The 15,526-nt window shown below is 35.1% G+C and carries 14 protein-coding genes; 9 read left to right on the forward strand and 5 right to left on the reverse strand.

Features of this window, described 5'->3' with window-relative positions:
- Nucleotides 1-90: 90 nt before the first annotated feature.
- The 4 genes from C6H17_RS08055 (at nt 91) to C6H17_RS08070 (ending at nt 3,981) form a co-directional block, all read left to right on the forward strand.
- Nucleotides 91-798, forward strand: coding sequence for an alpha/beta fold hydrolase (locus C6H17_RS08055; protein ID WP_005219918.1), 708 nt, complete (start codon nt 91-93; stop codon nt 796-798).
- A gap of 88 nt (nt 799-886) precedes the next feature.
- Nucleotides 887-1,927, forward strand: coding sequence for a radical SAM family heme chaperone HemW (gene hemW, locus C6H17_RS08060; protein WP_005219917.1), 1,041 nt, complete (start codon nt 887-889; stop codon nt 1,925-1,927).
- A 72-nt stretch (nt 1,928-1,999) separates the two neighbouring features.
- On the forward strand, nt 2,000-2,578 hold the full coding sequence (dcd, locus tag C6H17_RS08065) for a dCTP deaminase (protein ID WP_004084145.1): 579 nt from the start codon (nt 2,000-2,002) through the stop codon (nt 2,576-2,578).
- Between the two features lie 233 nt (nt 2,579-2,811).
- Nucleotides 2,812-3,981 carry a NifS family cysteine desulfurase gene (locus C6H17_RS08070; protein WP_040463169.1) on the forward strand — a complete coding sequence of 390 codons (1,170 nt, stop codon included), beginning with the start codon at nt 2,812-2,814 and terminating at the stop codon, nt 3,979-3,981.
- Here C6H17_RS08070 and C6H17_RS12520 read toward each other — a convergent pair.
- Nucleotides 3,962-4,108 (reverse strand): hypothetical protein, encoded by a 147-nt coding sequence (locus C6H17_RS12520; protein WP_190318784.1) that lies wholly within the window; start codon nt 4,106-4,108, stop codon nt 3,962-3,964. The genes C6H17_RS08070 and C6H17_RS12520 overlap by 20 nt on opposite strands.
- A gap of 340 nt (nt 4,109-4,448) precedes the next feature.
- On the opposite strand from C6H17_RS12520, the gene C6H17_RS08075 reads away from it, so the two are divergent.
- On the forward strand, nt 4,449-5,621 hold the full coding sequence (locus tag C6H17_RS08075; RefSeq protein WP_020995779.1) for a toxin-antitoxin system YwqK family antitoxin: 1,173 nt from the start codon (nt 4,449-4,451) through the stop codon (nt 5,619-5,621).
- A gap of 147 nt (nt 5,622-5,768) precedes the next feature.
- Here C6H17_RS08075 and C6H17_RS08080 read toward each other — a convergent pair whose 3' ends face one another.
- Complete coding sequence (locus C6H17_RS08080) at nt 5,769-6,941, reverse strand: type II secretion system F family protein (protein ID WP_005219914.1); 1,173 nt, start codon at nt 6,939-6,941, stop codon at nt 5,769-5,771.
- 228 nt (nt 6,942-7,169) lie between these two features.
- Here C6H17_RS08080 and C6H17_RS08085 point away from each other — a divergent pair, with 228 nt between their 5' ends.
- The 4 genes from C6H17_RS08085 to C6H17_RS08100 are packed head-to-tail and all read left to right on the forward strand — an operon-like array spanning nt 7,170 to nt 13,205.
- Nucleotides 7,170-8,516 (forward strand): TolC family protein, encoded by a 1,347-nt coding sequence (locus tag C6H17_RS08085; RefSeq protein WP_020995778.1) that lies wholly within the window; start codon nt 7,170-7,172, stop codon nt 8,514-8,516.
- A gap of 19 nt (nt 8,517-8,535) precedes the next feature.
- Entirely contained in the window at nt 8,536-9,660 is a 1,125-nt protein-coding gene (locus C6H17_RS08090) for an efflux RND transporter periplasmic adaptor subunit (protein ID WP_020995777.1), read from the forward strand.
- On the forward strand, nt 9,644-10,132 hold the full coding sequence (locus tag C6H17_RS08095; protein WP_040463166.1) for a hypothetical protein: 489 nt from the start codon (nt 9,644-9,646) through the stop codon (nt 10,130-10,132). The genes C6H17_RS08090 and C6H17_RS08095 overlap by 17 nt, the downstream gene beginning before the upstream one ends.
- Before the next feature lies 1 nt (nt 10,133).
- Complete coding sequence (locus C6H17_RS08100) at nt 10,134-13,205, forward strand: efflux RND transporter permease subunit (protein ID WP_005219910.1); 3,072 nt, start codon at nt 10,134-10,136, stop codon at nt 13,203-13,205.
- A gap of 94 nt (nt 13,206-13,299) precedes the next feature.
- On the opposite strand, the gene C6H17_RS08105 is transcribed toward C6H17_RS08100, so the two are convergent.
- Genes C6H17_RS08105 through C6H17_RS13015 form a run of 3 tightly spaced genes read right to left on the reverse strand, consistent with a single transcriptional unit; the run spans nt 13,300 to nt 15,343 of the window.
- On the reverse strand, nt 13,300-14,649 hold the full coding sequence (locus C6H17_RS08105; RefSeq protein WP_020995775.1) for a hypothetical protein: 1,350 nt from the start codon (nt 14,647-14,649) through the stop codon (nt 13,300-13,302).
- Between the two features lie 3 nt (nt 14,650-14,652).
- Nucleotides 14,653-14,970 (reverse strand): hypothetical protein, encoded by a 318-nt coding sequence (locus C6H17_RS13010; RefSeq protein ID WP_051355122.1) that lies wholly within the window; start codon nt 14,968-14,970, stop codon nt 14,653-14,655.
- Nucleotide 14,971: 1 nt separating this feature from the next.
- A complete protein-coding gene (locus tag C6H17_RS13015) occupies nt 14,972-15,343 on the reverse strand; it encodes a lysozyme inhibitor LprI family protein (RefSeq protein ID WP_005220097.1) in 372 nt (123 codons plus the stop codon).
- Between the last annotated feature and the right edge of the window lie 183 nt (nt 15,344-15,526).

Genomic DNA, 15,526 nt, shown 5'->3' on the forward strand with positions numbered 1-15,526 from the left:
TCAAAAAATAAAAAGCATAATTATACAAAAAAATAGATAGAAAAAATGTTTTTATATTAAAATTAACCTTTTAGATTACATGGAGTATTTATGGCGGCAAAAGAGATTCTATATCACAATAACAAGTTTCATATCGCCTATAATATGATAGATAATAACGCAGAAAAATATATCATATTTCTACATGGCTGGGGAAGTAATAAGGAACTTATGGCATTAGCATTTAATAAAGTTTTTTGTAACTATAATCACATTTATATTGATTTGCCCGGATTTGGTGCAAGTCCTAATGAAGTCTTTTTAACTACACAAGATTATGCAAATATTATTTCACTCTTTCTACAAGCATGCAATATTACTAAAGAAAATCGCATAATCGCTGGACACAGCTTTGGCGGTAAGATAGCCTTATTGCTAGATTCTGAAATTATTTTGCTTAGTAGTGCTGGAATCTTACTGCCAAAACCACTCAAAGTAAGATTTAAAATAGCCACCGCAAAGGTGCTAAAAAAGCTACCTTTAAATATAAACGCCCTAAGGGCAGATGATGCAAAAGAGCTAAGTCCTATAATGTATGAAGTCTTTAAGCAAGTCGTGCAGGAAGACTACGCCCCGTATTATAAGGCTTTCAAACACAAGGCTACAATCTTTTGGGGTAAAGACGATAGTGCTACACCATTAAGTGCGTTTCACATAATTTGCTCTCTCATGCCACATGCAAAAACACATGTTTTAGATGGTGATCACTACTTTTTTTTAAAACAAGGTGAATTGATTGATACTTTATATCATAGCTAGATTCTAAATGATTGAGCGTTTTAGAATCTTAAGATAGAAGCATTTGTATATCTTTAGATTTTACAACTCACATATAAAAAGGATTTCTTTGCTTTTATATATACACATTCCATTTTGTGATTCTAAATGTGGGTATTGTGCGTTTTTCTCACAAGTCAATAAAGAGAATATGATTACGCCATATTTTCAAGCATTACTAAAGGATATAAAGCACACATTAAAGCATTTTAGTGTAAAAAAGATTACAAGCATTTTTGTTGGCGGTGGCACACCAAACTTTGTAGATTCCAAACATTATAAAGAGATATTTAATCTTTTAATGCCATTGTGTGCGAGTGATTGTGAGATTACTTTTGAGATGAATCCAAACTTAATTACACACTCTTGGCTTAGCGAGATAAAGGGGCTTGGGGCGAATCGATTAAGCATTGGGGTGCAAAGCTTCTATGATGATAAACTGCAAATGCTTGAGCGAGTGCATAGCTATGATGATATTTGTAGGGCGTTTGACATTGCTTATAAGCATATTGAAAATATCAGCCTTGATTTAATCTATGATTGCAAACTTGATACAAATGAGCGCATAGAATATGAGTTAGAATCTGCCCTAAAACTGCCTATTAGCCATATTTCTGCATATAGTTTAAGCATAGATTCTAATTCTCGTTTTGGCGATAGAAAGGCTTATTCTTTGCAATCTAGGGAGAGTTTTGGTGTATTTGTGCGTGATTTTTTACAAAAAAAAGGTTTTAGGCAATATGAAGTATCAAATTTTTCGTATAAAAATAAATGCAAACATAATCTAGGCTATTGGAATGGAGAGGCATATCTTGGCGTTGGGGCGAGTTCTGTTGGCAGAGTGGATTCTGTGCGTTATTTTGCCACACCAAACTTAGAGCAATATATCACTAATCCATTTCAAAGAAAAGAAGAAGTGCTAAGTCAAAATGATCTCAATTTTGAATCTATTTTCATGGGTTTTAGAAGTGAAATCGGTGTAGAAAAAAGTCTGCTAAATAAAACAAAGCTAAAATATGTGATTGAGAGTAATTTATGCTATGAGTATGACAATAGAATCTATGCGAATGATTTTTTTCTTGCAGATTCCATTGCGTTATATCTTGCTTGATTTTTCACATTTTGAGAGTGAATGAGATTTGTTTTTGCTATAATTCTTGGTATTTTTGATGGGTAGGTTATCATGGGTTTAAAGTCTGATTTATGGATTAAAGAGATGAGCAAAAAGGGTATGATTGAGCCATTTTGTGAAAAGCAAGTGGGGCAAAATATCGTAAGCTATGGGCTATCAAGCTATGGGTATGACATTCGCGTGGGTAGTGAATTTATGATTTTTACAAATATCGGTGCGACTTTGGTTGATCCTAAAAGCTTTGATGAACGCAATGTTGTAGAAGTCGATGCGAGTGAAAAGGGCTACTGCCTTGTGCCGCCAAACTCTTTTGCCCTTGCACGCACGATAGAATACTTTAGAATGCCACGCAATGTGCTTGCTATCTGCCTTGGCAAAAGCACTTATGCAAGGTGCGGGATAATTGTGAATGTTACGCCTTTTGAGCCAGAGTTTGAGGGGCATATCACCATTGAGATTTCAAATACAACGCCACTTCCAGCAAAGATTTATGCAAATGAAGGCATAGCTCAAGTATTATTTTTAGAGGGCGATTCGCCTTGTGAGATAAGCTATAAAGATAAAAAAGGCAAATATCAAGGACAAAAGGGCATTACACTACCTAAGGTTTTACACAATAAAGATTCATAGATACAACTATAGGATTTTTTAACACAGATTCTATAATTCTTGATTTTACCCCTTGTAATGCCATACAAAATTTATTTAGAATCTCTATTACATTAACGACAAACATGAGACATAATTTAAATGTGTAAATATTTTACACATTTAAATATATTTCCTAAAAACTGCCGATTTTGCGAGATAAAATGACACACTTTTGCTATATTTCTTTGTGTGAAATTTTAAAGTAGGAGATAATAGTGCAAAGGATTTATTTAGATAACAATGCCACGACAATGCTAGACCCTAGCATTAAGGCATTGATGGAGCCTTATTTTTGCGAAAAGTTTGGGAATCCAAATAGTTTGCATAAATACGGCACAGAGACGCACCCAGCGATTGCTGAAGCCATAGAGAAGCTGTATAAGGGCATTGATGCGGACGATAATGATGATATTATCATCACTTCTTGTGCGACAGAGTCAAATAACTGGGTGATTAAAGGCGTGTATTTTGATGAGATTGTGAGAAAGGGTAAGAAGCATATTGTTACCACGGAGGTGGAACACCCCGCAGTTAGGGCAACTTGTAGCTTTTTAGAATCTTTAGGCGTTGAGGTTACTTATCTGCCTATCAACGCACAGGGCACAATCACTACCGAGCAAGTGCGTGAAGCCCTGCGGGAAGATACCGCACTTGTTAGCATAATGTGGGCGAATAATGAGACCGGGCTTATTTTCCCTATTGAAGAAATCGGTGCATTATGCAGACAAAAAGGTGTGCTTTTCCACACTGACGCGGTGCAGGCTATCGGTAAGATTCCTGTGAGTGTGAAAAAGGCAAATGTGGATTTTCTAAGCTTTTCAGCGCATAAGTTTCACGGACCAAAGGGCGTTGGTGGGCTTTACATTAGAAAGGGTGTGGAGCTTACCCCGCTTTTACACGGCGGTGAGCATATGCGGGGCAGACGCTCTGGCACACTCAATGTGCCTTATATCATCGGTATGGGCGAGGCGATGAAGCTTGCCACAGACTACCTAGACTTTGAGCTTACACAAGTGCGAAAGCTTAGAGATAGGCTAGAAGACGCACTTTTAAGCATACCTGATGTGTTTGTCGTTGGCACGAGAGAAAATCGTGTGCCAAACACGACACTCATCAGTGTGCGAGGCATTGAGGGTGAAGCAATGCTGTGGGATTTAAACAAGGCTGGGATTGCTGCATCAACGGGCAGTGCGTGTGCGAGTGAAGACTTGGAGGCAAATCCTGTAATGGTAGCCATTGGAGCGGATAAGGAGTTAGCCCATACAGCTATTAGAATCTCTTTAAGCAGATTTACTACAAGTGAAGAGATTGATTACACGATTGAAGTGTTTAAGAAGGCGGTGGGGAGGCTTAGGGCGATTTCTAGTAGCTATGAAAACTGATTGCGTTGTCTCTTTGGTTTGGCAATTCAGCTTTTTGCGATAAATGCGGGAGCGGCGAAAAATTTCTGCGGTCATTACCCTTTAAGGTAACTCCCTTGAAATTTTTCTTGCAGCCCACATTTCTCATCAAAAATCCTAGAATTGCCGGAATCTAGGTTTGCGTTGAGTGGTTTTATTTTGCCTTGCATTTGAAAACCACGATTTTATCTCAAAGATACTTCCGCAATGTGTTTTGAAATGTGCTAGATTCTAAATAATTGTCATATTGAGCGAAGCGAAATATCTAATATGAAATCTAAAAAGATTGTTTGCCTACGGCTCAAAATGGCAAGATTTAAAAAGATTCTAAGCTTATAGTATTAATTGCTATATGCTTTATTTGTTTGTATAGAATCTTGTTGCCTTAGTCTTATTTAGTAAGATTATTACAACAAGATTTGAAAGATTCTAATTTTAAAGGGACTGATATGAAAAGAGTAGTAATATTTTTAAGTCTAGCTATATTTAGCTATGCTGATGTAGCAAGTGATGCGATAATGTGTGATTATGGTGAGAGTTGTTTAAAAAGATATGACACACTTTTAACAAAGCTTTGTGATAATGGAAACAAAGAGGCATGTAATACTTTATCTAAACTTTATTATAATATACATGATTCAAGCAATGGCGACTACTACGCATGTAAAGCGGGTGTTAGCGAAATGTGTCATAGCGATAGTGAAACCACAGATTCAAATAAAAGTGGTGAAACAAAAGATTCTATAAATGATTCCATAAGCAATTCTACAAATAACGAAATCAACACAGAAAAAGAAACACAAACTTGTATAACAGAAGAAGAGAGAATGCAGGGTTGTGTGTATAAAGAAATTTACGAGGATGGTAGTTATGATTTAATCCCCTACAAAAATGGTAAAAAAGAAGGTGAAGCAAAAACATATTATGCTAGTGGAAATATAATGGGAGAACGAACTTATAAAAATGATAAACAGGAGGGCGTGGAAAAATGGTATCACGAAGATGGTAAATTGCAATTTGAAACTACATTTAAAAATGATAAGCATGAAGGTGTTTCGAAATCTTATTATCCAAGTGGACAACTGCAACAAGAAAGACCATTTAAAAATGGTAAGATAGAAGGTCTTGCGAAATATTATTTCGAAAATGGAAATATTGAAAAAGAAGTTTTATTTAAAAATGATAAAATGGAGGGTATAGCAAGATTTTATTATGAAAATGGTATGCTTCAGTGGGAAGCGACATTTAAAAATGATAAATTTCATGGAAGTTATAAGCAATACTATAAAAACGGCAACATTCAATTAGCAACTACATATTCAAATGGCAAACAACAAGGAATGCGAAAATGGTATTATGAAAATGGTAAATTGGCTATCGAAATTCCATTTACAGAAGATGAACCAAATGGAATCATAAAATACTATACCCTTCAAAATAAACTCGTGCAAGGGAAATATGTAACAGAACATAAACTTTTATGGCAAATCACCGCTCAAAAAGGAAAACTTGTAAATGGAAAATGTATGAGTGGTAAAGCTCTTACAAACTCACATTTAACAAAAGTTAAAAACGACATCGAAAAAGATGAAATAAATAATTGGCACACTCTTTGTCAATAAACCTTGCAATCCATTTAGCCACTCATACAACATATATGGGAGTGGAGGCTAAAGCATAAAACAAACTCCTCACCAAACTAATTTCATAAAATCTAAGATTCATTTTTTTGCACCCCAAACCCAACGCCTACGCAAATGAGATAGAATCTAAATCGCTACTTCTAAAAGCTGCCACATGGGTGCTACTATGCTATATGCAAGTCCTGCGATTAGGATTCCCATAATAATTGTTGCAAAAGGTTGCGAGAGTATTTGCAAAGTTTGCAGGGATTGCGTGAATCTATCTTTATAGAATCTTGCATTCAATTCTAGGGCTTTATCTAGCATTCCGCTTTGTTCTCCACTTTGTAGTAATGCGATATTTGCGATTTTTATATCAATGCTATTTAGGGCTTGACTTAGCGGTATGCCTTTGTCTAGCATAAATCTCAAGTGGGAAATTTTTTGTTGCAATACGCTATTGTGTATCAATTTTTCACACTGCACAATACTATCCATAAATGGCACTTTACTTTTTAAAAAATAATGTAACCCCAAAAAATATATATAAAGCCAATAATCAGTTACTACATGATTAATGAAGGGAGTATGCAATAAGATTCTATCTCTAACTAAGTTTTTATTCAAAAATATAAAACAAAAAATAATAAAAATTAGAATACAAGCAAGTATCTCAAATATATAACTTTGTAAAAAGCTAGATATTTTAAGAGTAAGTTCTGTCAAAAAAGGTAAATTCGCACCCAATTCATTATAAAGACTAGCAAACTCTGGAATCACAAAAAAAGCAAGCACAAAAAATACACATAAAAAACTTAATGCAAGTAACAATGGGTAAATCATAGCATTACGCAAAGCTTGTATATATGAGTTTTTCTGTGATATTTCTTTCGCACATAACTCACAAGTCTCTTGCAAAAATCCACTCTTTTCACCAATGCTAAATAACGCTACCACAAGACTCCCGCAAGTATTTATATGCTTTTGCAAGGCACTAGAAAGCGTATCGCCTTTTTCTAGTGCATGAATCATAGATTGCAATAACGCCGCATTTTCCTTAAAATATAGTTCTTTTTTTATGGATTGTAAAATAGAGATTAAATGCAAACCCGAAGTGTAGCTAAACCCAAGCTGCCAAAAAATCCTTTCAAGTTCTTGTGTTTTATTACCATATCGCATAAAAAGGCTAACTTCGTTTATATTTGTAACAAGGAAATTTTTTTGCAACATTTTTTGCTTTGCTTCCTCTGTGTTTTTAGCAAAGATGTATCGCACACCTTGCGTGTTTATGCTTTGATAATTGCATTTAAAAAGTGGCATAGCTATCCTAGATATAAAGTTATGTATAACTATAACAAAATTACAGCTTTTTATAAAATGTATGTTTCACTCTAATGTAAAATTTTTGTAAAATATTAGTGAAATGATATAATGATAACTTTTTTATACTAAAATAAAAGCTTTATTTTTTGAGATTTATTACTTTTTCTATGGATAAATTCAATATTTTAGAGTAGCAAATTAAGGCACAACACAAAGGGAGAATGAGTGCAGACAACGCAGGGTTTTCTACGAAAATATATGTATGTGATTGGCTTTTTTTGTGTATATCACATATCACTTTTTGCACAAACTTTTGAGTTGCAAGACTTTGTAAAAGCCATTGATAAACATGCAATTTCATTAATCGATAATAAAGCACAATTTGAAAGTATGCTGGCTGAAAGAAAATCAAGTATTGCATGGGAATATCCTACAATAGAGGCAAGTGGAAACACAGCGAAAGACACCAATAAATCTGGGGTAGAATGGGATATGTCAATCGTTGCTAAACCAAAACTCTGGTGGGTAAATGCCCTTTTAAAACAAAGCTTGCAAGCAAAAGGGGAGCAATATCAAAAGACACATAATCTGCTTAGAAATCTTAACTTTATCAATGCAAAACGCATTTATCTTACCTATGTGGCTACAAAAGAGAAATATCGCTATTATCTTAAAAGGGAAGAAAACTTTTTAAAACTACTTCATATCGCAAAGAAAAGGCTAGAGGGCGGGAGTATCAGTAGAAAAGATTATGTAAGCTTTGAGGTGGCTTATCTAGATTCTACTCTAGCGAGTGTAGCGGTGAGAAATGAGCTTTTAGAGTTACAAAAAAATCTTTTTATGTTTATGGGTTTAGATAAACAGCATTACGCACATATCTCAACAAATAAAGATAATACAAATATGCTATATGCGATTGAAAAGGAATTGCATAGCATAGAAAATATAGAAAATGATGATAGCGATACAAAGCATAATGAGATTATTATAAAAGGTTTAGAGTTTCAATTTATCGACATGCAGCAGAGTTTGCTAGACCAAAAGATTCAATCTTCACTTTATACTGAAATACTAGATTCTCAAACAAAAGAATATAAATCTCTAGCACAATATGAGGGACAGAATCTATGGGGGAATTTAGAAATAGGCATAGGGGTAAATCACTCACTATCAAGCTATAATCCATCTTTGCAGACTACGATTCCCCTGCCTGTTACAAGGAAACAATCGCATTTAAAAGCAAAATATATGGCTTTAGAATCTGGCACACTTGCAAAGACAAATATTACAAAAAAGCAAATTGCCATTAAAGCAAAAGCATATCTGCAAGAATTAGCCCTGCAAAGAAAATACATTGACATTGCAAAGCAAAACACACAAGCAAAGCAGCATTTAGCAGAGCTTAATCGCTTGGGCTATGAGGCACAGCAGGTTACTCTTTTTGAGTATATCACACAAGAAAACGCATTTGTAGATTCACAAATTGCCCTTGTCAATTCACAGATAAAATACATTGATATAGTTGCACTTTTAGAAGAGACTTTAGGCGAGAGTTTCACAAAAATAGATTAAAAAGATGAAAGGAAAAGCCATGATACAAGCAAACTTTTATAAATCTTTACAGAATCTTTTTGTGCTATTTAGCATATTTTTTATACCGCTTTATGCGGATACAGCAAAATATGAAGCGATAAGCTTAAAAGATTCTGAAATGAAGGCAATGGGCGTTGGAATATTTACTATTAAAAACACTTCAAATGAAAGGGGTGTGCCTTTCTCTGCAGTAGTAGATTTTGATGATAAAGATGGTTATACGCAAAATTCAAGCCTTGAAGTTGTCGTGGTGAATCTCTATAAAAGGGCTGGTGAGAGTGTGAAAAAGGGAGAGCCTATTGTAGAGATTAGCTCAAATGCTTTGAGTGAGCTTTACTTCTCACTGCAAAATACTCGCAGTAGATTCCAAATCGCACAAGAAGTAGAAAGGAAAGATAAAGACTTATTACGGCAAGGGGTTATCTCACAAAGAGCGTATCAAACAAGCTATCTTACTATGAATGAGCTTCGTTTGAAAATGAATGAAATCCGCTCATCTTTTAATATCTTTGGTATTAATCCAGATAATCCACGCGGGCAATATGGCTTTCTTGTTCGCGCTAGTGGTAGTGGGACATTAAGCGTTGTGCCAACGCAGATTGGACAAAAGATCCCCGCTTTTACACCTTATATAAGGATTGCAAAGCCTGATAATGACAATGTGCTTTTACGCATAAGAGTGCCGCAAAATAGGCTTAAAAGCGTGCAGCAAGGATTCTCTGTATTTAATGATAAGGGCGATAAAATAGGCATAATTGAGAGTATTTCAAGTGTTATTGATAAGCAGACAAATACCATTAGTGCGGTAGCAAGAGTGGAGGCAAAGGGCTTTAAAGTCGGTGAGATAGTAGAGATTTATGTGGCAGGGTCAGTAGGTGGTAGTGCAGTTGTGATACCTGATGATTGCTGGATTAAATATGATAATGACTATCTTGCATTTATTCAAGTAGAAAATGGATTTAAGCCCACTACTATAAACATTTTAGAAGAGAGAGATGGTGCAGCTGTGGTAGAGGGAGATGGATTAAAAGTTGGCACAAAAGTGGCAAAAGGCTCACTTGTTTTACTTAAAGGTGTTATGGCTGGACTAGGTGAAGATGGGAGTGATGGCAATGGTCATTAATTGTATAGCAGGATTTGCTAAGATTTTTTTGCTTAATGTTGCCTTACAGGCAGATGCAGAGCATAACAAGGTGGAAGTATATAAATCTCAAACGGAGCATATATGTGTCGTGGAACAAGTGGATTTGCAATATAAATCTTTTATGCAAATACCCTGCCTTAGTAATGACATAAAATGGCATACTTTTACCATAAAAATAGTCAGCAATATCACTCCGCTTGAGACAGTAGAACAGATTATTGTGCCACTAGAAGGTGCAATAACAAGTGTGTTTTATGACGACATGGTGCCACTTCACACAGCGTATGATGAAAAGACAAATAGCGTTACAATCACAATAAAACTAAAACCAAATAGACCTCAAACTATGCAAACTAGCGATTACGAACGATTGAAAGAAGGCCTTATAAAGCAGCTTGCGATACTACCAAAATTTACTATAGCGCAAATGGTATTCATAAGAAGGTGGTAGTATGCTTACAAAAATCATTGAATTTTCTTTGCGACAAAAGATTATCGTTACAATCCTTGCATGTCTTTTACTCGCCTATGGTGTGTTTAGCTTTGTGAGAATCCCAATCGATGCTTTCCCTGATGTAAGCTCTACGCAAGTAAAAATCATTATGAAAATGCCCGGGGCTTCCCCTGAAGAAGTAGAAAATCGTGTGGTGCGACCTTTAGAGCTTGAATTGCTAGGATTACAAGGGCAGACTTCACTAAGAAGCACAAGTAAATATGCTATTGCTGATATTACCATTAACTTTGAAGATTCTGTAAATATGAATATCGCAAGGCAAATGGTGAGTGAGAGACTAAGCACTGCTATGTCTGAATTACCCGCAGGTGTGAGTGGTGGTTTAGCCCCGATTGTAACGCCTTTGAGTGATATGTATATGTTTACCATCGAGGGTAATATCACAGAAACTGAAAAAAGGCAGCTGCTTGACTTTACTATCCGTCCAGCCCTAAGAAGTATCAAGGGTGTAGCCGATGTGAGTAGCTATGGTGGCTTTGCAAAGGCTTATGTTGTGATTCCAGATTTTCATGATATGGCAAAGCTTGGGATTTCTATATCAGAGTTAGAATCTGTGTTGCGTGAGAATCTAAAAAATGATGGTGCAGGGATAATCAATCGCCCCGGTGAAATGTATCTTGTAAAAATTGAAAGTGCAGCAAAAAACATTAAAGACATTGAAAATATCTCAATGCCTACGCAAAATGGCTATGTGCGGATAAAAGACTTCGCTCAAGTGGTAGAAAATCATCGCACAAGACTAGGCTTTGTAACAATAGATGGCGAGAGAGAAACGACTGAAGGAATCGTGCTAGGATTAAGGGGGGCAAACTCGAAAAATACCATTGAAATGGTAGAAAAAAAGCTTGATGAAATTCGGGCTAATCTCCCTCCAGATGTGCAAATAAATACTTTCTACAATCGATCTGATTTAACACAAAAGGCAGTAGATGCCGTGATTAAAGTCCTTGCAGAAGCCATTGTATTGATTGTTATCGTTTTATTTTTATTCTTAGGGGATTTGCGCGCGGCTGTTGCTGTGAGTGTTATTTTACCCCTTGCTTTATCCGTTGCCTTTGCGTTAATGGAGAAAAATGGCTTAAGTGCGAATTTAATGAGTCTAGGTGGGCTTATAATCGCTGTTGGAATCTTAGTAGATTCTGCGGTTGTTGTGGTAGAAAACGCCTTTGAGAGATTAAGCCATGAGCAAAATCTCACAAAGATTCACACAATCTATCGTGCTTCAAAAGAGATAGCCCCATCTGTTGTAAGTGGGATTATTATCATTATCGTATTTTTTGTGCCTATTCTCACACTAGAAGGCTTAGAGGGGAAAATGTTTGTGCCTTTGGGAGAGACTATTGTGTATGCTCTTATTGGCTCTCTTATACTCTCTATCACGGTTATCCCTGTTATGTGTTCGTTTGTATTAAAGTCAAAGCCGCATAAAGAAACGATTTTATTGCGTGGGATTGAGTATTTATATCACCCTATGCTTAAGTTTTGCTTAAATAATGGTCGTATTGTAATGATTGGCTCACTTGTATTTCTTGTGTTTGCTTTCTCACTTTTCCCCTATATTGGTAAGGCTTTCATGCCTACACTTGATGAGGGCGATATTGTATTGTCCATTGAGACGACACCATCGACTTCTATTGATGAATCGCGTGATATTTTACTTAGAATCACAAAGCAAATTAAAGATTCTGTCCCTGAGATTAAAACCATTATTACGCGTGCTGGTGCTGATGAGTTAGGACTTGATTTAGCTGGATTCTATCAATCAGATTCTTTTATCATCTTAAAGCCAAAAGATGAGTGGGAAGCAAAAAACAAAAAAGAAATAATTGATAAAATACATAATGCTGTAAAAGATTTTAAAGGTGTTACATTTATTGTAACCCAGCCCATTGACATGCGTATTAGCGAAATGGTAACAGGTGTGCGTGGTGATGTAGCCATTAAGATTTTTGGCTCTGATATTGATGAGTTAAATAGCTTAAGCACACAAATCGCTGATATATTAAAGGATATAAGGGGTAGTAAGGAAGTCTATACCGCATTGAATAAAGGTGTAAATTACTTCTATGTAACGCCACAGCGAGAGAAAATGGCACGAACAAATATTAGTGTCGAAGAGTTTTCAAAATTTATGAAAAGCTCATTGGAGGGCTTATTTATCGATTATATACCGCAAGGCTTTGCAAGGACACCTGTGCTTATCCGTCAATCAAGCGATATTGCCTATGATGTATCAAAGTTTCAAGGCTTAGAGTTAAGCTCTGAAGATGACTTGGTTGTGCCTATTAACTCTGTCGCAGAGATTAGGGCAGTTGATGGTCCAATTAGCATTATGAGAGAGCAAAGCAGTCGTGTGGGCGTTGTGAGAAGTAATGTTGAAGATAGGGATTTAGGTGGCTTTGTAGAAGAAGCTATGGCAAGAATTAGTGCGGAAGTAAAACTGCCCGATGGTTATAGCCTCACTTATGGTGGGCAGTTTGAAAACCAGCAAAGGGCAAACGCACGCTTTAGCACTGTTATCCCACTAAGCATTTTAGTCATCTTTTTTATTCTATTCTTTACATTCCGCTCTATTACGCTTTCACTCATGATTCTATTAAACATTCCATTTGCAGTAACAGGCGGCTTAATATCCTTATATCTATCAGGTGAATACATGTCAGTACCAGCGAGTGTAGGCTTTATCGCATTATTTGGTATTGCCGTGTTAAATGGGCTTGTTATGGTGGGCTATTTTGTCCAGCTTATTAAAAAGGGACACAGCATTGATGAGGCAGTAGAAATGGGGGCAAAAAGAAGACTTAGACCGGTCTTAATGACGGCAAGTATTGCAGCACTTGGACTTGTGCCTATGCTTATTGGCGGTGGTGTTGGCAGTGAAGTCCAAAAGCCCTTAGCAGTCGTTGTGCTTGGCGGACTTGCCACTTCAACAGCACTCACACTGCTTATTTTACCGCCAACATTTAAAATGATTGCAAAACGCTTTAAGATTATTGATGGAGAGCAGTAAGACTAGATTTTGTATAATTAGCCCTTTTGACTTAAAATATCTTAAGCATTATCTTGTAATTTATATGCTATGATTTGACTTTTTGAATATAGCATTAGGTTATGTTTAGTCGCAATATGCTAACAATTAGGAATATAGGAATGACAAAAGATTCTAAAATCATTGATTGATGTGAGCCTTGCAAATGTATTACCTCTATTGTATTTTCATCTTTTAATCGAGCATATAAAATTTCAGATTTTTGTGTATCAATTGTATTAATATTAAGCTTTGCTCCCTCAAATACTACTATGCTTATAAATGTATTTTTTGTTTGTTCTATGCTATAAGTGTCAATATTTTGATGTGATTGTGTATTTGGTTTAAGACAGATAATAAGCAGTGGAGTAAAATCCCTTGTATCATTTCTATTAGATAAAGCAACATTTAGATTCTCACAATCTTTAATTTCTTTAAGAACATAAATATTATTTAATGTGTATTCTGATACAGCACCTTTGGCAAATGTTTGGTTGATGTAGGTTAGGTAGGGGTGGAGGATGGTGGTGATATTATTGATAGGTTTTTTGGTGAGTTGTGAGATAATATTAGTAATATTACTTTTGCTTATGTTGCTAACTTTATTCGCCGAATTAAATCTTATAAAATCTAAATCATTTTCATACCAAAGTGCTAATTCTAACAATATATCTTTTTTATTGTGAGAGGTGTAACTCTTAATACTTTCATCATATTTATACTTCCTATAACTAATACTTTCTTTCCTTATATTTAAGTGAGAAAATATATCAAATATAAGACTTATTTTATTAATGTTTGGATTAGATAGATAAATATCTGCTTCATCTGCACTTCTAGCAATATATCCTACATAAGTATTAATATTTGTTTTATATCTTAAAATAAACCACGATAGGAATCTTGAATTTTTGATAATAGAATTTCGAACACTATTTTTGATGTTGTTAAATCTGCCATGATAATGTAAAAAAACCAAAGAAGCTTTTTCTTGGCTATATCTTAACAAGCTATCGCTAATGTATTGTGATACATACTTTTTATACGAATCAAAAGTTCTTTCTAACACCTTTTGAGCCTGTTCCTGTGTAAGTGAAAAATTAAACACTCTATTTTGTAAATAACCTTTTACTATCTTTGGGTCTGTAAAACCTGTCTTATTGGCTCTATATTTTTCTATAATTTCATAAAAAGTTAATTCTTCATCTCCTATTTTAAGTTTTTTAGAATCATCCAGTAAATATCCTTCTAAAAGTAACTTTGGATTACTTCCCGTCTTTAAATCAAGTCCATAACCAATGGTTACATTTTTCGCAATATGTATAGCATTTTCTTGTTTATAATTTAGATTTTCAAAGGCAATAAGAAGTCTTGTGCACTCTTTTTTATAATCATTTTCATTTAATTCTTTAATATCATAAAGCATTGATTATTCCTTATGATATAAGCTATTTACACTAATTTCTGTCCCAGCTCCACAGCCCATATAGCAATCTTTGGGTTTTTGCTCTGTGATTAAAATCCCGTTTTTATTAAGCTCCAAGTTCAATCTGCATTTTTCTTCCCCATCATAATATGCAATGGCTTTATTGTTATTTTTGATTCCAAGCTTCATTAAAACTTCTCCGCAGATATGCATATCATTAAATTCACTTTTATTGAGGATAGCTTCATATTTGATTTCGCAAATATTATTTGTATCGCATTTTTGTATTTTAAACCATCCAAAATAAAGATTTTGTTGCAATTCATAAGTCCCAAGCCACACATTGCCTGGTGTGTGCTGTGTAATTTTGTAGTTCTTTGATTCTATGTTGCAAAAGCTCTTTTAGGCATTCTTTGGATTCGCACTTCTCTCGTGTCTTGAGCCAAGATTTTTGAGAATCTAACAATGCTTTTTTGTCATTTTTATCAAGTTTTGCTTTTATTGCTTGGTAGCTTTCAAAAAGTTGCTTATCTAGATTCTGTAACTCTCCGCTAGAATCACTACATATCATCTTTTCTACTCTTGTAGTTGCTTTAGCACAATCAAAGCTAGGTTTAGCTTCTTTTGGGGATTGTGCATTAATACTTTGGCTTAGAAACACCATAGTTAAAATAATAAAGAATGTTTTTGTCATTTGGAATCTCCTTTTAGTTTTATGTTCTATGGATATTATTTACTAAAGCACTCATAGATTCTACTCACTCTTAACCTCCCCACCTTTCACTACTAAACCATTAGAATCTATAACTACTTCTATGCCACCAGCTTTTATTATAACAGAGTCTCCTTTGGTTGTGATAGAAGTATCGCCTACTTG

Source organism: Helicobacter rappini (assembly GCF_900198625.1).
Taxonomy (GTDB): domain Bacteria; phylum Campylobacterota; class Campylobacteria; order Campylobacterales; family Helicobacteraceae; genus Helicobacter_A; species Helicobacter_A rappini.